This window comes from Paenibacillus sp. MER 99-2, from assembly GCF_023714095.1.
GTDB lineage: Bacteria > Bacillota > Bacilli > Paenibacillales > Paenibacillaceae > Paenibacillus.
Genome location: NZ_JAMAUZ010000001.1, coordinates 1,688,164 through 1,705,750, shown reverse-complemented (window position 1 = coordinate 1,705,750; position 17,587 = coordinate 1,688,164). Strand labels below are relative to the sequence as shown.

Below are 17,587 nucleotides of genomic sequence, written 5' to 3'. Positions count from 1 at the left end.
TTACTTATAGGAGTCTAATACTTGACCCAAAATTTGAATCCCTTTTACAATTTGCTCATCCGAAGGTGTAGAGAAATTAAGCCTAATGGCATTGCACGGTTCGCTCTCGTTCACGAGGAACGCCGTACCAGGAACGACTGCAACACCCTGAGCAGCAGCAGTTTTGGCATATTCGAGCATCGGAACTTGATGCGGTAGATCACACCACAGGAACAGGCCACCTTCTGGTTGAGTAAAGGTAATTCTCTCACCCATATGCTGCTTCAACTGTTCGATCATCAATGCTGACTTTCTGTGATAGATTGTTCGAATGCTATCAATATGACTGTCGTAGTCATACTCTGCCATGAACTTGTACGCCAAAATCTGTGGAAGCATGGCCGTATGTACATCCTCACCTTGCTTAGCCACAACCATCTTCTGAACAACCTCATACGGTGCAAGAACGTAACCCACACGTAGACCCGCAGATAGAATTTTGGAGAAGGAACCTACATATATGACAAGACCTTCATCATCCATTGATTTAATGGTTGGTACATCTTGTCCCTTGAATCGAAGTTCACCATATGGATTATCTTCAAGAATCATGACACCATATTTTTTGGCCAATTCATAGATTGCCTTACGCTTCTCTTCACTTGTTGTAATGCCCGTCGGATTCTGGAAGCTTGGGATCACGTAAATCAGCTTCACGTTTTGCTCCGTTTGCAGAGCATGTTCAAGCTTCTCAATATCCATCCCATCCGTTTCCATAGGCACACCAACTAGCTTGGCTCCCGCAGCACGAAAAGTGTTCAATGATCCGATAAAGCTTGGACTCTCACAGATAATAGTGTCACCTTCGTTACAGAATACTTTACAAGCAAGTTCGATTCCCTGCTGAGCGCCAGAGACGATAAACAGTTCATCTGATTCTTTGCCTGTATCGAACCCTTTTTTCAAATGTGTCGTCAGTGCTTCTCGTAGCGGGGCATATCCTTCTGTAATTCCGTATTGAAGAGCCGTCACTGGATCATGCTCCAGTATGGCTTGTGTAAACGTACGAATCGCCTCAATAGGGAACGTTTCTGGTGCAGGGTTACCTGCTGAGAACGGAATAACGTTCTGTCCTGAAGTTGCTTTTAAAATTTCACGAATGATAGATGGCTGCAATGCAGCAATCCTGTTGGAAAATGCGTAATCCATCGTAATAATGCCTCCCTGTTTGTCAGTACATTCTATTGGTGTGGTGTTTATGCTTAACCTCTATTGTCTCGCATTCCTTGCACTTCTTACATTCGTTGATTGTATCACAAGTGAATTCATCCGTTCATCTATAAAAAAAAGAAACACGACTAACCAGCTAATGGTCAATCGTGTGCTTAGAGTATTATGAATTACTGAAAGAACCGCTGCCTGACTTAACTGTCTGTACCTCATACATATTTACGGTAGTACTGATCAGATATTCCGGCTTTTCTTGTGTTTTCTTTTCACGGTGACCCTTGATATGTACGTCGCTTTTCTCCCAATTTTTCCACGCTTCTTCTGATTCCCAGCGAATGATGACCAGAACTTCTTCTTGTTCTTTGTTTCGCTTGTTAACCATTACACTGAAATCAATAAGACCTGGCATTTCCACAACCGGGGAAGGACCGCTCCATCGTTCTACGACCTGATCGCTGTATCCCTTTTGTATAATCATACTTCGAGTTTGAATTAACATAATTACCTCCTACATCGTTTCATATTATTGAAATAACAAGGAGTAGCCATATTACCTAGCTCATCTAGCTTGGCTGTCCTCAACATCTAGTTTAATTCAATTGAAAATGATTATCAATGATAACAGATCAGGTGCTCAACTCGAATTTCAGGTTATTCATTTCAAGTCCTTAATAAAAGAAACGATACGATTCGCTTCTGTGAATCCAATCTTCGCATGAAATGCTTGGCTTGCATGGTTCGTAAGCTCCGTGTCTGAAGCCATCTGTGTACAGCCTATATACTTCGCCCACTTCTCTCCTGCTTCAACTAATCTTCTTGAGATGCCTTGATTCCTGTAGTCCTGCTCAACATAGATACCTTCAACATAACCAACAGGCGATGAATTAGAACCTTCAACGTAATCGGTTCTTATTGATAAGTGAATAAATCCAACGTAATTCTGTTGAGACTTTGCAAGATATAACATGTCTTTCTCTGATTGTAATAGTTCTTCAAAGTCTGCTCTTAGGTGTTCCCACGAATTCTCTGGCCATAACTTTAAGGCTAGCCGGGTCACTTCATTTACGTTAGCTTCATCCGCCTGAACAATCTCCATCAGCACACCTTCTTTTCTTGAAATTGTTACTCTTCATTAACCAATATACAAAATAACTGCTTCATCATTAAAGACCTCTGTCATCTTCTGAATAAGAAAATCCACCCTACCTATTAAAAATGTCGCGTCTTTCTCCTCCAAACTTTTATTCGCCCATTCTCTTAATAGACTTAATTCTCTAACTAATTCCGGGAAATGCTCCTTCGTCAGATCTATTCCTGGGTCAGCGAAATAAGATACCATCTCTAATTGTAGACTTTGTATTCCAGGTATCCAGCATCTTTTGAAGAAACTTTCTGTTGAAACGGGGACACAAAAGCCTTGATCTGTAGGGGCTATAATTATTGCTGCAATGGTCAAAAAATATCAACGTCCTCACATTGTTATCTGTATTCCTCTATCATTCTCTACTCTGCCTATAAATTCATCTACTTGTTTTCTAGTATTTAAAATAATGACTTGTTTATCTCCCTGCATATGTTCGAGCTTCTTCAGAACGTTCATTCCACTTCTTTTCTTATAATTCCAGACCCATTTCACGAATTCCCAATCCAACTTTTCATTACATCCTTCATTCATATCGGGTCTACTCTTGTTATGGTACATCAAGCGCCGCTTGATAATTCGATAACAGCATAAGAGCCTTGGCATATCCAAAAAGATAATGACATCGGCTCTCTCCATCCTAGTATTCATTGTCCTTGAATAGTTACCGTCCATGATCCATTGATCTTGGTTTGTAAACTCTTCAATCACCTGATCCCACTCATCATTAGGTTTAGGAACCCAGTTTGGATTCCAGAAGAAAGCATCTAAATGAATAACAGGCAGATTAAGAATGTTACCCAACTTTTTGGAAAGCGTTGATTTGCCAGATCCACCTGATCCAATCACCAATATTCGATTCATTTTGTTCTCCTTCGCAGCAAATTGATTGTTAAGCGACGGGTTTCTTCAGAAAAGTAGAAGCAATGTTACTTATTCCAATCACTCGATAGCATACTATAAGTCACAATGTTCTCATAATGATCGTACAGCCACTGAGCTTCTCTTGAAATGCCTTCCTCTACGAAACCAATACGTTCTGGAATAGATCGACTTCTTAGATTGGTTTCTGCACATTGAATGATTACGCGATTCAACTTAAACTCAGTAAAAAAATAACCCAACAATGCCTTGATCGATGTTGATATAATTCCACGACCTTCGACTGACTCCGATAAAAGATACCCAATGCTTGTTTCTTTGTTCTTCCAATCAATGTAGTGTAGCCCGATCATTCCAACCAACTTATGGTTGTACCATATTCCTGCATCAAATCCGTTTCTCTTTTCAACATTTTGTGCCCACATCGCTATAACAGAATCTAAGTCGGATGGAGACTTTCGTTTATCGACCCACAATAGCCATTTTCGAAGATGTGCTCTATTTTCATCAATTAATGAGTACAATTCATCTCGATCTTTAGGTTGAATTATATTAATTAAGATTGATTCATTAACTTGAAAAGGAAACATGGTCATTGTTCTTCCTCCCGGATCATAGCTTCCCATTGTTCAAATGATAGTTTATCTGTTATAGATTTGAACTTTTCAGGAACAGGCACAAAACACATCAACTCAAGACTATTCCCATCAGGATCGTTAAAGTATACGGAGGCATTCCCTTGATTTGCACGTACAAAAGGTTCAACTGAACTTCTTCGTCCAAAAGGAACGGGTTCAACACCAATCGTTTTGAGCCAAGTTATACTATGTTTCAGTTCCTCATAACTTACTCTGAATGCAATATGTCTGATCGAAGGATGATATGGAAGCCGATGTTCTTCCCCTTCCCACAGACCTAACCAGCTCTTCTCTTTCTCAATCCAGAAAAAGGCCGTATCTTCATCTTCCCAGGCAAGCTCCAGTCCTAGTTTTGAATAAAAATGGATCGATCTATTTTTATCACTTATCGGTAAATGAGCTTCATACAGTCCTAGAATCATTCAATTCAACTCCTTCAACGTCATAACTCTAAATCGCACCCATCAAATGTTTGATTCGACTGAATCCGCGCAACTGCGTCAGTAATTGCATTATTCTGAGACTCACTCAGTTTTCCTTCATCCCCATCCCAATCCTTCAGCCACCAGAAGAAAGAACTGATATTCCGATATTCCATGAATAAAGGAATCCTCTTAATCCATTGATCATCTAGATTATTCTGCTCCAGATAACCTTCTAGAAACGCAGTTAAGAAATGCTTGGAGAATTCGTTCTTGGAACGCCACTTTGAATGATCTGAACCCCACCATACAGCGTGTGTAGCTGCTACACCAATATCCATCGCGTACCAACCGTACAATGAATCATCAAAATCAAATACATTGATTTCTCCATGTTCAATTAGAAAATTATAAGGATGAAAGTCATAATGGATTAGCCCATATGCTTCAGGGTTTGTAGGTAACGACATCAATTCCTGCTCAATTGCTCTAAGCTTATTTACAAGCACAGCGTAGTTGCCTTTATGTAAATGCGGGTTATCAATGTCTAGCGTGCTCCACTTCACTCTCGTATGTTGTGAATCCATAGGCTCGTATAATGAGCTAGTTAACTTGTGCATATGTCCCATTGTCGCACCCCATCGTTTAAATAAGGGTGAGTCCCATGCTTGTGGATCTGAATCAAAAAACTTCCCCGAAACTCCTTCAAACACAGTAGCAATATAACATTTCTCATGATCTCTACATACGGTTGTCAAGCTTCCTTCTACTGTTAATAGAGGTAAAGAAACACGAATACCGTTCATAGCCAAGAAACGAACCCAGTGAACCTCAGCCTGAATGCTCATCTCGTATTCAATGGATTTTTCGGATAATCGTAGATAGTACATCTGATTATTGTTAATGTATTTATAGACTTCGTTCGTTGAATTACTCACAAACTCCAATGAAGTAGGGTTAATTCCAAAAGCTATTGCCGCTTGAGATAGTATGTCTTGATTGACCAAATGTATGTCACGCCCTTCTGAATAGGAGTCGCTTTCCAATCCGCTGCATTGCATTTTAGAGAATCATCAATTAACCATCAAATTCAACATGAAGCTCACGAACATAGACCCCTGTTCCCGAGATATACACGTCTATACCTTCCTGCCTACGACTTACATTAACCAACACTTGTCCATCTTTATGCACTTCTGTACCCTGTTCCACGATGAACTCTATGTTAGACGCTTCTTGATCAAGGTATGTCAAATAATAAGCTCCCATCACGCCAGATGCGGTTCCTGTTATCGCATCTTCGATCGTACCTGAATACGGTGAAGAAAAGTGCCTTGCATGCATCATTGCCTCTTTCTTAACTGTTTCTAATCCAAAAGGATGCACAGAAGACCTTGGTTTCTCCATCAAGATTTCTGGGAAAATCTCATTATTAGATTGCATTCTGTTAAAGCTCTCTAAGTTTCTAATAGGCACTAGTAACGTCCATGTTCCAGTACTTCCATACACGATGGGCATAGAGGGATCGATTTCTTCTTCCAATAAGCCTAGGCTCTCTGCTAGTTTCTTAACTGACCCTTGAAATGGAATAAATTGAGGATGATCCTGCTTCATCGTTACCATCAGTTCATTATTAATGTAATCAAACGTTATAGGTAGGATTCCAACATTCGTTTCAATCGTTAGAGCATTCTGGGATGCTTTAATATGTCCTCGTGTCTTTAAACAATACATCGAAGCCATCGTTGCATGTCCACATAAGTTAATCTCATGTCCTGGTGTAAAATATCTTAGTCTATAATCCGCCTGGCTTGATCTTACAACAAATACCGTTTCGTTGAATCCAACGGAACGTGCAATGGACTGCATTGCCCTTTCAGACAAATGATCCGCTTCCAAAACAACTCCCGCAGGGTTTCCCATATTAGGCTCTGAAGAGAAGGCATCGTAATGTAGAACTTGTATTATAGGCATGTCTATTCCCACTTTCCAAGTTTCTTAGATATAGGTATTACTGATCTGATAGAATCACTACATACATGATAACCCAGATAACACCAATTATGAACAATTTTATATGTGGTCTTATAACGAAGCTTAGAGACGATAATTACAACACTAGCGCTATAATAACAACAAAAAGCTACCATAATAGTAGCTTTACTGCTGCCTGTATGTTGCTCTTTTGTTTGTCTTTTAATGTAACTTATATTTCGGCTCCCTCCCTCTCTCTATTGATTAAGCAGCACTGACCAATCTGGGTCTTGATAGCGCTTGTCAACGACTTCTCTGATCAAAGTAAGCTGGTCGGGTATATGACTTAATCCTTTAATTTCGAATTTGTAGGGTTGCTTCATCCCACGATCTCCCATACTAATCAATCCTTCACGCCAATTGTCAGGCAAAGTATGAATAAGAAACGATACCCCACCGCGATCTACTTCGTACCGATTACCTAAGGCATCAACTGCCTTCCATACATTGTAGTCAAATTCATTTTCTAACTCTGCATAGAAAGAGATGACCATTTCATTCTGGCCTTGTTCCATATCAGACTCCTGAAGTGCTGTCCCGATCAACTCAAAGTGATCATTCAATACTTGATACCCTTTTGGCTCAACCAATTCAGCGGGTTTAAACGTAATCTGGCTTCCATCTAACTCTGCAACGGAATAGGCATCTAAGACAAATCGGTAAGGTTCTTCTTCAGGCAAGTACTTAAATGTGTAACTCCAGTGCATTTTTCCATTACCAATGACCTTGTGATCAGAAGTCATCAAACTATCCATAAAACCCTGTTTTCTCGGATTCACAGCATGAATCTCTTCCTTATCCATCGTCTCAAAATGGAAGCTCAGCATCTGTTTCTCCCATAAATCTCCCGGTGATCTAGCCATGGCTTCATCACTAAGCTCTGTCTCCAGTTCGAGACGAACGCCCTGTACCATCCTTGTCAGTCGCTTCAACGTCACCGTCATCCCGTGAGGTGTTGTATAGCTTCCGGACAACTCTTCGATGGTCGTCTTGCTATTAGCCTCTTTCATATCCATATCAAAACTAAAACTCCAATCGCCTTCAATGGGTGTTTCATTCCGCTGACCTAGTTTCTGAATATTTCCTTCAATGGTAATCCGGTCTGTCTGTAGAGGCTCACGGAAGAAGGCGACTAGGTAATAAAAATCATTCGTATATCCCATGTCGTACATGGTGTCTACCTTATTTCCTTCACTATCCTTAATCGTAATTTCGTTCTCATAGCCAATGACCAATTTGTCACGATTATGTTTCCCTTTGGGATCAAATAGCTGTAGAGCAATCGTCACCCGCGTCGGATCGGCCACAGCTTCATTGATTACGAGCGTATAACCTTTATCTTTTACTTTAATATGAGGATTGTGAACTAACCCTAACTCTTGTGCTCGCAATAGTCCGATATCCGGATTATCTTTAGCGAACAAAGATCGCAGCATTTCAGAAAATATGGGCACAGTGGAAACCGAAATCGCACCGAGGAGAAAAAAGAAGACTATTGCTGCAGCCATCCATCTCCACCGATTAATAGGTAATCTCTTCTTCCTCTTCTGATTAGGTAGAGAAGATAGCGTATTTTCGACAGCATTCTGAACTGGATCAGGAATAGCCACGTCTTCTGCTTTGGACTTCAACAATGACTTAAGTTCGCGATCAAGTGCATCAGGATGATTCATATTTGCCCTCTCCTTCCCCTACTAAAAGTTCAGATAGTTGCTGCCTGGCTCTAAATAAGCGTGATTTAACCGTGCCTTCAGAAACATGGAGTAGTTTTGCTATTTCCTTGATCGATATGTCCTCAATGTAAAATAACATCACGATAGTCTGGAGTTGTTCATCCAGCTGATCTATCACTTCAAACAATTCGATCTGGCCATAATCCCCCGTATACGATGTCTGTCTCGTATCGTATGGCACCGGGCTTACTCGTTGCTTTTTCTTAATAATCCGATTACATTCATTAATCAGAATACGAATGATCCACGTTTTGAAATAGGTAGGCTCCTTCAGTGTATGTACATTAGAATATGCCTTAGTAATCGTCTCCTGCATGGCATCTGCACAATCTTCGTTGTTCTTCACAATGGTTCTGGCTATGGCAAATAAGCTTTGCTGTACAGCTCGTATTACATATACAAAAGCTTCTTGATCTCCTTGCCTTGCAAGTGTTACTTTCTCAGTTAAATCCACACATGGCTCCCCTTTCTCTTAGGTTCATCTATTCATTAGATCACCCAAGACCTCATTAGGTTCACAAGAACCGATATTTATCATTGAATTCATTTGCGGAAAGCAGAATCAGAGATTAGAATAAAAATTGATGTAATCCCAAAATTAGGATCGGAGGAACTGTCATTGGAGAAACCAAATACAGCACTAATTATAGTCGATGTCCAAAAGGCTTTTGATGATCCCAAGTGGGGTGAAAGGAACAATCCATCAGCGGAAGCAAATATCAGTAGAATACTTGGGACATGGAGAGACAAAGGGTGGCACATCATACATATCCAGCATACGTCCGACAAGCTTCATTCTCTATTCCATCCTACAAATGAAGGATTCAGTATTAAAGAGGTCGTTAAACCGAGTGAAGGGGAAATCGTTTTAACGAAGAAGGTAAATAGTAGTTTTATCGGCACACCTCTAGAAGAACATCTAAGACAAAATCATATCACACATGTAGTAATAACGGGGTTAACCACTCCTCATTGCGTATCCACAACGACTCGAATGAGCAGTAACTTAGGATTTAATACAACTCTTATTTCAGATGCAGTAGCCGCATTTGGTTTATATGACCAACACGGCACCTATCATACTGCGGAGACGGTACATGAGATCTCACTTGCAACACTACATGACGAATTCGCCACCATTCTAACGACAGATGAGTTATTAGACAGCTTAGATCAATAGAACGAACATCATCGGAATTAATGCGTTTCGTTCAAAGTAAGGATTGTACTAATCTTCGTTATAAAACATAAAAGTCGCCTCGAAGGCGACTTTTACGATCACTTAGATCTGTTATGTGGGACAGATCTAATAATAAAATATAATTTTATCGCATGATCCACGGCGTTTATTCAAATCGATATGTCCAGAACACTTCGGTTCCGAAGCGTTTCTGAATTTCCTTATCATTCAGTTCGCTTTTGCCAACAAGCTCAGCCGCTTGGAACTGTGAACGGTGTGCGCGGATCGATGCCATTTTCTTCGCCAGTAACGCCTTTACATCCATGAGGACGTCTGGTTTTCCAATAGCCTGCTCATAGTTTTTGGAAAATGCGATACAATGTACAACCGGACGGTTCTGTGCTGGCATTCGGCTAATTGTGCGGATAACAGCAGCACCTGTCGCATCATGATCAGGATGCACACTATGACCTGGATAGAACGTAATGACGAGCGACGGATTCAACTCATCAATGAGCTCCATAAGCCGGGCATCCAACAGATCCGGGTCTTCAAATTCAATCATTTTATCATGAAAACCTAGCATTCTTAAGTCTTGGATACCAATCGCATGGGCGGATTCAATCAATTCCTGCTTACGAATGGCTGGCAACGTTACTCGATTGGCAAATGGCGGTATTCCCATATTTCGTCCCATTTCCCCAAGGGTTAGGCAAGCATATGTGACGTGAGCACCGTCTTCTATGTATTTAGCCAACGTTCCCGAAACTCCAAATGCCTCATCATCTGGATGAGGGAATACAACCAAAATGCGCTGATGTTTGTATTGTTCATTATTCATGCTTGCTCCTCCACTTCCATCAGAACATTTCTCTGCTGAGTTGTAATGCTACAACCAATTTTCCTTGAGTATCATGTCCAGCCAAAATTAAGCGATCCTTGTCCTGCTCATCGACATGTGTAAGTCCTTCAGCATAGATCCATCCCTGAGTTGTCTTTAAGCCAACTCGGTATGGACTCGTCGCGGAGATAGATCCCTGCGTATATCGAATGACCGCATTGGAAATAAATGCCGACGCCGGATGTCTTGTGCTGTCCAAGTGCTGAGCATACGCACCTGTCGTTAATTCAAGGTGTACGTATACATCTTGATCAGCAAGTTCGCTGATTCTATTTTGAATATCTTGAGGCTGTATCGGCTCCATATTGGCCTCCTTATTTAATATAAATGATAGTACAAATCCCATTTTAACATATGTTGCGCGAGAATATACATAAAATGACGTAGAACCCTGATGTGACTCTGTCTGACGCATCAATCTGTATGATTCGCTTCAATCAGATAAACCCTATTATTAGCGTCAGTTAACTCGGGCATCTCGCTAGCTAGTGCTGGGAGTTCCGCGATAGGCTCACCTTTGATATATAACTCAAGCGCTTCTTTTGCCATATACAAAGCTTCATCTAGTGTATAACCACACGTCACACATCCAGATAATTCAGGAAAGGTAACATTGATCCCATCAGCCGCAAAATTGAATATCGCATAGGCTCTGTATGTTTTCATTCAGAATAAACCAGCCTCTCTACCTCGACTGCATCATCTGTGCCGTCAACCCACATGTAGTACCGTGTTCGATCTTTATAGATCCTCACCTTAGCAGATAGCAAGTCAGATGGTATTGAATAAAATCTGGGTTCAACCTGTCTCCAATATTCCCCATTACTCAAAGCATAAATATTGCCTATTTTGTATCCATCAAAGTACTGCATCTCGGTTTCGATATAATCACTCACATGATTCCGTAGATAATTTAGATATTTAGGTACAGTTTGACTAATGCTCCGATCGCTTAATTGGTCATATGGCACGTTAACGTCAATGAATCCTTCTGCTGCTTCTGCCACAGTAGTGGGATGGAAACGGACGACAATCCCTTTATTGTAATAATAAAATTCTGACACATAGTACGACGGAATTTCATAAATTCGCTTCTCGATAATCTGAATACCTTTATCATATTTCAACTGAAGACTCTGAGATATGATCGACAGCAGATTAGCTTTTTTGAACTCCGTATCGACAACATCGCTTAGTGTAATACGCTTCCCTGTTGTAAGATCAAAGTTATACGTCGAAGATATGTAGGTTCCTACGTTATCATCCGTGTAATTTATCCCATCCGTATACACGATAGACAATAACTTTTGGTTATTGTACAAGGTTTTGACACTGGTTTTAGACCAGGCTACACGATTGTGTTGTTGCAGTGCTCGGTGATCATCAACGACCTTTACCGTATGTTCCTTTAAAATTTTATTAATGGACTGGGTCACGGCTGGGTTGCCACCGCTAATCTGAACATAAGGCTGGCCTTTGTACATATGTACCGCTGTTTTAATTGTTGTAGAAGCCTTAGCCGCTTCTGTTAGAGCAGGTGGAGTAAATCCATAGATCATACAGATGCATAATAGCAATACACTTATCCTTCTCACTTCACACCTCAACTTCGTTCTATATTCCCTTGAAGAATTCACACTGCCATTTAGAATCATGCGGTTCAATGGGGTGCAGTTACTCGGTTACAAATACCTCTTTATCATCATAAGTAGAATCATTCGCTAGCTTCAACATAAAGTCAGCCAAATTGGCTCGTGACATTTTCAACTTACGAGACTTGTCAGGATGAATGCGCTCCTCATGTACATACTTTCCGGAATATGGATCTACAGTTAGAATGGGAGGCTGTACCAGAACCCAGTTTAGACTGCTTTGCTTGATTAACGCATCCTTCTCTCGATGGTCATGAAGCAAGTTTTTCATCACATTAGGGACAATTAGCTTATACAACAAACCTAACTTACCAGCATCTGATCGCACAACGGCGAAGGAGATATGAATGAACTTGCCTACACCGTTCTGCTCAGATGCTTTGACCATATGATGCATGGCTTGAATGAGTAAGGGTTCGCGTTTAAACATCCCTTTAGAACCTATCGCTGAATAAACCACATCATAATGTTGGGCTTTGGTGACCCTATCAACGTCTTCCATATTCGTGATCTCTCCGGTATGGACATGAAGATTGGGATGAGTCATGTTAAGCTTAGAGGGATTGCGGACAAACGCGGTAACCTGATGCCCATTCTTCAGTGCTCCTGCTACGATATCGCGGCCGGTTTTGCCAGTGGCTCCAAAAACAATAATGTTCATAACCTTACTCCTGTCGCTGCAAAATAACTACCTTCTATCCTCTTCAATCTCATTGTAGTTTCGCTTCAAGCTGAACTTGTGTGCAGTTCAAGCACTGTCCTATCCTTCAACAATATCAGCGCGCAGATCCGTTGCGATCTCAATCATCTTCGGAACGACTGCTTCATTGGAGATTGCCACATACAGATCTCCCGAGAATAAACGAAATGGAATTTCGTTACCCCCATGTGACCACATGAAAAAATCTCCGTCAATCGACATGATACTCTCAGGCCCTTTTACATGTAAAACGCTGGAGTACGCAAAGTCATCTTTGTCCGCAAAATACTGCATGCATTCTTCCAGAGTGATCGCTTGTTCCGCGTTATTCTCCTGCATGGTTCTTGTAATACGATATCGTTGATTCATCCATAGACCTCCAATATATAGCTTTCTTATCAGGGGAGTTACCCCCTATCCTTTTCTCACAACACAACATTTTCTCATTCTCTGAATCTAATGTCAAAAAAAACGACTGCATAAGCCAGAGTTCTGACCCATGCAGCCGTGTTCGCTAAGCGAGCTTATCATTTTATTAGAAATACGTGTATTTAAAATCAATTCGGCTGATCTTCCAGCGATGATCTACATACTCCAACTCCATCGTCCGAGTGACCCAGGTGTGGAGCGCAAAGTATGAGAGCTGAGTCATCACAGCTTGGGAATGGTAGATATTCGGATAGGTGACCGCACTTTGATGTTTGGAATCAAATTGAATTCGAAATGGCAAACCTTTATTCCATAGGATCTTACCTAGCAATTTATCCGTGAAATAAGGTTTAAGATGCTCTTTGGCATATTTCACATCTGTAATCACAGCAGCCTCATTAGCTGCCTTGGACAGGCTATCAACCTGTTTATCAGTCACATCCGGAATCCGTTTAATTTCCGTGTATATTAACATCGTTTGATCTTCCCACAGCACTTGCGCCACCTTGAAGGTCGAATTCCAACGGATACTCGCTCCGAACACATCACTCAGAAATTTCAACGGAACATAAGTGACCCCGTTATATATCTGTGCTGGCACCTCAAGCGTAAGCTTCTGATCATTGAGACTCACTTCGTTAGAATATATCTTCATACGGATCGTAGTACCCCGACCAAGAATCGTAACCACCTTCGCTTCTTGTTCCCATCCTACCTGATAACCAAAATGAGTAGAAACCACCTTGATTGGAATTAGCGTTCTACCACTAATAATCTTGCCATTATCTACGATGATAGGCGATTCTTTCAGCTCAGATGCTGAAACGGCTGCCGAGAGTGCAATGGTATGAATGAATAAGAAGATGATAAATACTGAAACCAATTTGTTCATGATGTCCGCTCTCCCAAGGATGTATTATGTAGGTCTAAAATTATATATAGTCGCTGTTTTAAATACAATTTCTAAATATTGGTACAATCTTCGTTAAAAGTTTATCTACAATGAAAAAAGCCGCAGCACTGAATACTCCAGGGCTACGACTTAGTTCTTTACATCACATTTAGACGAGCAAGAACGTAGATTAAGTTTTAGTAATATACGTATGATACAAGACACTAAAGGTCAGTGTAGATACAAATGGTGATATGGCTAATACAAAGCTAGTTTCATAAAATGCACTATGCACAAGGTAAAATAACATACTTACGATCCCGGCAATTATTACATTGTACACGATGACATTCGAAGTGTGTCTTTTCTTTGGTAATCGTTCTCTGAACCAAACTAGGACTGTGGTGAGCAATACGAATACGATAAACACAGGTATGCTGATATAAGCCAGATAAAATAGGATGCTCGCTCGGTCACTCATATCCACGCTGGCTTGAGGGTCAGTGAACATGACTCCACCATATATGCCAACGGCGATTAGCGTGACGATTATATTAGAGATTAGAAAACGTGAACAAGACTGTATTCCATCACTGGTTCGATTCAATACATATACCCACCTTTATTGGGCTCGGAGAGTTTATTTCAGAGCTGCCGGTAATTTCACGCCTAGAATCTTGCCTTCCGTCTGAACGATGAGCATCCCATCCGTTTTTAACGTTGTATGATGCAGATCTCCCCCAGTCGCTACCCGGAAAAGAGGCTTCGCTGACAGCATATCCATGCCAAGCAAGGTACCGTTGCGCTGTGCCCGATACATACCTTTACCATAGACATCAATCTGAGAAATAGGTGCATCTCCTAACCATTTGACCTCCTGACCATTAGCCAGTTTAATGCCGGTCAGTTCTCCTGTCGTATAGTTCTTATAGATCAGCCGTTCTTGAACGATGCCAATCAACTCTAGGTTCTCCCCATGATGTCGCTGTAGTGTTCGCAGGGGAGCACTTCCTTTTTTGTAGACGTTTAGCGAATACTCTGCTATTTTATCCCCTTGTTCAATGTACAGTTTATCTTGGTTCGCTAATATACTGCCCCGACCATTGGCATACGGTGGTTCTCCAGCCATTTTCCATGAATACTCCTGACTGCCTTTCAACACACCCGTCTGCAGATTGTACACATTAACCTTCCAGGTTCGATCAGGGATTGAATCGTATTCTTCGAGCATTGACGAGTAATAGTCGATTGAATACACAAGACCACTTTTAATTTGCAGAGCTTCCCCTTGACCAAATTCACTCCATAGCTTCTTGCCTGTTTTCTTGTCATACGCATTGAGCTGTATGGAAGATAGTGCACCTTGTACATTGAAAGTTCGCAGTACAACCCCATCAGACTCCTCTAGATACGCAGTGCCGTTCCCTTCACCCAACGGTTCATTCGCCTTCCAGCGCAGCTTGCCTGACTTCATATCAAATGCAAAAGTTGTACTTCCATTAATCACATAGAATGTATCTGTCTTAGGAATTAAAGCTTCGGTACGCAGCATTGCATCTATACTCGTGGATGTGCCAGACTGCCATTTCACCTTACCTGTCTTTGCAGTCAGTGCATAAGGCTTATGATCAGCACTTAATCCATAGAGAGTCCCGTCCTTATAAGTGATGAATGGTGTTAGCTTTTGGCCATACGTCCATAACTGTTTTCCCGTTTTGGCATCGAGTGCAACCAACTTCGATCCCACAAATGTAAATACCTTACCCTCTTCGGCAATAGCACTGCATTCTAAATAAGCTTCGTTCATCTTAAGGTAATTATCTACATTGGCACTCCATGATGCTTTAACCTCAGGTACGGAGTAGCTATTATAAGAATGCCAGTTACGCACCGAAATATAAGAAGCCTCTGCATGGGCTTGAGTTGGTAGTACGCTGAGTACAGCATAAGCGGCAAACATAGCAGCCGTTACACCAGCAATGACTGGCTTAATTACTCGCATTTGCCGAGTTGAATTCATGTGCTGAGTCTGTTTATTGGACATGATAGAGATAACCTCCTAGTCTGAATACTTCCATATATGACCACATAAACATAACGCGATGATCAGGGATAAAGTTGCAAATTTTGTAATTAACAAATAAAACACTAAAAAAAGCCACCGTTAGGTGACTTTTTGAATCCATAAGTTATTTAGACGTTTTGCTTTGGATCATCCGTAGCTCTGCGCTTATAAAAAATGCCTTGCAATACCAATTGAACGACAAGAAAAATCATGGCACCAATAATTGAAAGGGTGCTGAAAAATAGAATTGAATCCACTCTACGAAAGAAAATGGAGATCATTATTCCACTAACCACACCAAGCAATAGATAAGCGGTTACGAACGTTAATAACCCTTTTACACCTTTAGAATCGAATTTATTAAATATCATTGTATCAATAAATGGAGACAAGATTACGCCTAATATGATAAATACAAAGAATATCGGAACGACTTGGATCGCTAATATTCCACCGAAGGAGTAATAACCTACGTCAGATACTCGATCAGATTCGGGTGTATAGGCTCTCCAGGATCCATACAAACTCAAGATCAGCGTTGAGACGAAAACCGCTATGATCTTCATCCCAATATATCGGTAATCCTTAGCATACATCTATCCCACACCTCCACAATACTGGATCATCCTCTTTTATCTGTATTAATCTCTTATTATTTCTCCGTACACAACATGCCAATGTAAATGTTTGGAATCCTGATACTTTCCTATATTCGTGACAATTTTACTCGCCCCGTATTCGGAGATTAATCTTGCAGAAATCTGTGAAACAACTTCCATCATCTCAATTAACAACATATGATCCTGCTCTTTCATAAGACTAATTAATGAATCAATATGTTTCTTGGGAATGACAACAATATGAACTTCATAGAACGGACGAGTGTGATAATACGCTAAGACATTTTCGGTTTCCATTACGGTCTTTACTTTTGTTTTACCGTTCAATACCTCGTCACAGTAAAAATCGTTCGTCATCTACTCACGCTCCTAATTCAAGTTTATCAGTTACTGCAATACTGTTTGCCAAATAATATCCTAGTGATTAATGATTCTCTCTTCTTGCTTACTCGATCTCGCAGTCAACAAACCTATAATCACGTATCCAAAAACTTGGATTGTAAACAAAATAGCAACAAATTCTACTAACAAACCTCGTCCTGAGCTTATATCCATCATGAGATCTCTTAGAATCTGCTTAGGTTGTGATAATAGATCCCAGCTATTCCACCGATTGAATCGCCCGATATATACGCCTAAACTACTCAGCAGAATAATAACACCAACAACCAGCATGCTGCTCAATCTGCTCATCATTCGATTTAACATTCGGTGAACTTGATGTATTGAACATATGGAGAGGAATAGACCTATGATAGCTACTCCAAAAGTTACCGTCAGACTATACCAAAAGTCCATTCGGAACCAAAATCTTGCCTCCCCTTGTGCATCCAAATATCGAAATGAATGTAGAATTTCCGTAAACAGATACGCAGAATTCGGAAGGAAGAAAAGCCAAACAACACTCAGCAGCCCTATCCCTACAAGGCTAGGCTTAGTTATCTTTTTACTGGATATATATCTGATGATTGTCGATAAAATGAAAGGAACCCATGCTAAGAAAACATCCCAGCTCAGGAAGTTGAACATGTTCTTGTCTGATTGGACACGTAAATACTGAGCCAGCCCAAGGCAAGATAAGGTTGCCAG

The 17,587-nt window shown here is 40.8% G+C and carries 24 protein-coding genes; 1 reads left to right on the top strand and 23 read right to left on the bottom strand.

Features of this window, described 5'->3' with window-relative positions:
- The 11 genes from M3636_RS07690 to M3636_RS07640 form a co-directional block, all read right to left on the bottom strand.
- The gene (locus M3636_RS07690) at nucleotides 1-1,188 is read right to left on the bottom strand and encodes an aminotransferase-like domain-containing protein (RefSeq protein WP_251381922.1); all 1,188 of its coding nucleotides are present in this window, start codon (nucleotides 1,186-1,188) and stop codon (nucleotides 1-3) included.
- 184 nt (nucleotides 1,189-1,372) lie between these two features.
- Nucleotides 1,373-1,708, bottom strand: coding sequence for an antibiotic biosynthesis monooxygenase (locus M3636_RS07685; protein ID WP_128104462.1), 336 nt, complete (start codon nucleotides 1,706-1,708; stop codon nucleotides 1,373-1,375).
- Between the two features lie 156 nt (nucleotides 1,709-1,864).
- Nucleotides 1,865-2,305, bottom strand: a complete 441-nt coding sequence (gene aac(6') / locus M3636_RS07680) for an aminoglycoside 6'-N-acetyltransferase (protein ID WP_251381920.1) — start codon at nucleotides 2,303-2,305, stop codon at nucleotides 1,865-1,867.
- 36 nt (nucleotides 2,306-2,341) lie between these two features.
- A complete protein-coding gene (locus tag M3636_RS07675; RefSeq protein ID WP_128102078.1) occupies nucleotides 2,342-2,665 on the bottom strand; it encodes a hypothetical protein in 324 nt (107 codons plus the stop codon).
- A gap of 15 nt (nucleotides 2,666-2,680) precedes the next feature.
- Nucleotides 2,681-3,214 carry a DNA topology modulation protein gene (locus M3636_RS07670; RefSeq protein WP_128102077.1) on the bottom strand — a complete coding sequence of 178 codons (534 nt, stop codon included), beginning with the start codon at nucleotides 3,212-3,214 and terminating at the stop codon, nucleotides 2,681-2,683.
- Between the two features lie 65 nt (nucleotides 3,215-3,279).
- Nucleotides 3,280-3,828, bottom strand: a complete 549-nt coding sequence (locus tag M3636_RS07665; protein WP_251381918.1) for a GNAT family N-acetyltransferase — start codon at nucleotides 3,826-3,828, stop codon at nucleotides 3,280-3,282.
- The gene (locus M3636_RS07660) at nucleotides 3,825-4,292 is read right to left on the bottom strand and encodes a VOC family protein (RefSeq protein ID WP_251381916.1); all 468 of its coding nucleotides are present in this window, start codon (nucleotides 4,290-4,292) and stop codon (nucleotides 3,825-3,827) included. Before M3636_RS07660 ends, M3636_RS07665 begins: the two co-directional genes overlap by 4 nt.
- Nucleotides 4,293-4,312: 20 nt before the next feature.
- Nucleotides 4,313-5,230 (bottom strand): phosphotransferase enzyme family protein, encoded by a 918-nt coding sequence (locus M3636_RS07655; RefSeq protein ID WP_251381914.1) that lies wholly within the window; start codon nucleotides 5,228-5,230, stop codon nucleotides 4,313-4,315.
- A gap of 139 nt (nucleotides 5,231-5,369) precedes the next feature.
- A complete protein-coding gene (locus M3636_RS07650; RefSeq protein WP_251381912.1) occupies nucleotides 5,370-6,266 on the bottom strand; it encodes a PhzF family phenazine biosynthesis isomerase in 897 nt (298 codons plus the stop codon).
- A 257-nt stretch (nucleotides 6,267-6,523) separates the two neighbouring features.
- Nucleotides 6,524-7,999 (bottom strand): DUF4179 domain-containing protein, encoded by a 1,476-nt coding sequence (locus M3636_RS07645; RefSeq protein WP_251381910.1) that lies wholly within the window; start codon nucleotides 7,997-7,999, stop codon nucleotides 6,524-6,526.
- The gene (locus tag M3636_RS07640; RefSeq protein WP_128102072.1) at nucleotides 7,986-8,513 is read right to left on the bottom strand and encodes an RNA polymerase sigma factor; all 528 of its coding nucleotides are present in this window, start codon (nucleotides 8,511-8,513) and stop codon (nucleotides 7,986-7,988) included. The genes M3636_RS07645 and M3636_RS07640 overlap by 14 nt, the downstream gene beginning before the upstream one ends.
- Nucleotides 8,514-8,678: 165 nt before the next feature.
- Between M3636_RS07640 and M3636_RS07635 the strand changes: the two genes are divergently transcribed.
- Nucleotides 8,679-9,239, top strand: a complete 561-nt coding sequence (locus M3636_RS07635) for a cysteine hydrolase family protein (protein WP_251381908.1) — start codon at nucleotides 8,679-8,681, stop codon at nucleotides 9,237-9,239.
- 166 nt (nucleotides 9,240-9,405) lie between these two features.
- Here M3636_RS07635 and bshB2 read toward each other — a convergent pair whose 3' ends face one another.
- The 12 genes from bshB2 to M3636_RS07575 all read right to left on the bottom strand — a co-directional run bounded on the left by bshB2 (nucleotide 9,406) and on the right by M3636_RS07575 (nucleotide 17,527).
- Complete coding sequence (gene bshB2, locus M3636_RS07630; protein WP_128102070.1) at nucleotides 9,406-10,080, bottom strand: bacillithiol biosynthesis deacetylase BshB2; 675 nt, start codon at nucleotides 10,078-10,080, stop codon at nucleotides 9,406-9,408.
- Between the two features lie 19 nt (nucleotides 10,081-10,099).
- Complete coding sequence (locus tag M3636_RS07625; RefSeq protein ID WP_056691728.1) at nucleotides 10,100-10,444, bottom strand: YojF family protein; 345 nt, start codon at nucleotides 10,442-10,444, stop codon at nucleotides 10,100-10,102.
- A gap of 110 nt (nucleotides 10,445-10,554) precedes the next feature.
- On the bottom strand, nucleotides 10,555-10,806 hold the full coding sequence (locus M3636_RS07620; protein WP_251381906.1) for a type II toxin-antitoxin system HicB family antitoxin: 252 nt from the start codon (nucleotides 10,804-10,806) through the stop codon (nucleotides 10,555-10,557).
- Nucleotides 10,803-11,735, bottom strand: a complete 933-nt coding sequence (locus tag M3636_RS07615) for a hypothetical protein (RefSeq protein WP_251381905.1) — start codon at nucleotides 11,733-11,735, stop codon at nucleotides 10,803-10,805. The genes M3636_RS07620 and M3636_RS07615 overlap by 4 nt, the downstream gene beginning before the upstream one ends.
- A gap of 79 nt (nucleotides 11,736-11,814) precedes the next feature.
- Entirely contained in the window at nucleotides 11,815-12,453 is a 639-nt protein-coding gene (locus M3636_RS07610) for an NAD(P)-dependent oxidoreductase (protein WP_251381904.1), read from the bottom strand.
- Between the two features lie 99 nt (nucleotides 12,454-12,552).
- On the bottom strand, nucleotides 12,553-12,861 hold the full coding sequence (locus M3636_RS07605; protein WP_251381903.1) for a hypothetical protein: 309 nt from the start codon (nucleotides 12,859-12,861) through the stop codon (nucleotides 12,553-12,555).
- A gap of 166 nt (nucleotides 12,862-13,027) precedes the next feature.
- Complete coding sequence (locus tag M3636_RS07600; RefSeq protein ID WP_251381902.1) at nucleotides 13,028-13,813, bottom strand: copper amine oxidase N-terminal domain-containing protein; 786 nt, start codon at nucleotides 13,811-13,813, stop codon at nucleotides 13,028-13,030.
- 190 nt (nucleotides 13,814-14,003) lie between these two features.
- On the bottom strand, nucleotides 14,004-14,420 hold the full coding sequence (locus tag M3636_RS07595; RefSeq protein ID WP_251381901.1) for a hypothetical protein: 417 nt from the start codon (nucleotides 14,418-14,420) through the stop codon (nucleotides 14,004-14,006).
- A gap of 33 nt (nucleotides 14,421-14,453) precedes the next feature.
- Entirely contained in the window at nucleotides 14,454-15,857 is a 1,404-nt protein-coding gene (locus M3636_RS07590; protein WP_251381899.1) for an outer membrane protein assembly factor BamB family protein, read from the bottom strand.
- Between the two features lie 149 nt (nucleotides 15,858-16,006).
- Nucleotides 16,007-16,474, bottom strand: a complete 468-nt coding sequence (locus M3636_RS07585; protein WP_251381898.1) for a hypothetical protein — start codon at nucleotides 16,472-16,474, stop codon at nucleotides 16,007-16,009.
- A 45-nt stretch (nucleotides 16,475-16,519) separates the two neighbouring features.
- Nucleotides 16,520-16,855: an HIT family protein gene (locus M3636_RS07580; RefSeq protein WP_251381896.1), complete on the bottom strand. Its 336-nt coding sequence runs from the start codon at nucleotides 16,853-16,855 to the stop codon at nucleotides 16,520-16,522.
- Between the two features lie 60 nt (nucleotides 16,856-16,915).
- Nucleotides 16,916-17,527, bottom strand: a complete 612-nt coding sequence (locus tag M3636_RS07575) for a DUF1361 domain-containing protein (RefSeq protein ID WP_251382502.1) — start codon at nucleotides 17,525-17,527, stop codon at nucleotides 16,916-16,918.
- Nucleotides 17,528-17,587 lie beyond the last annotated feature (60 nt).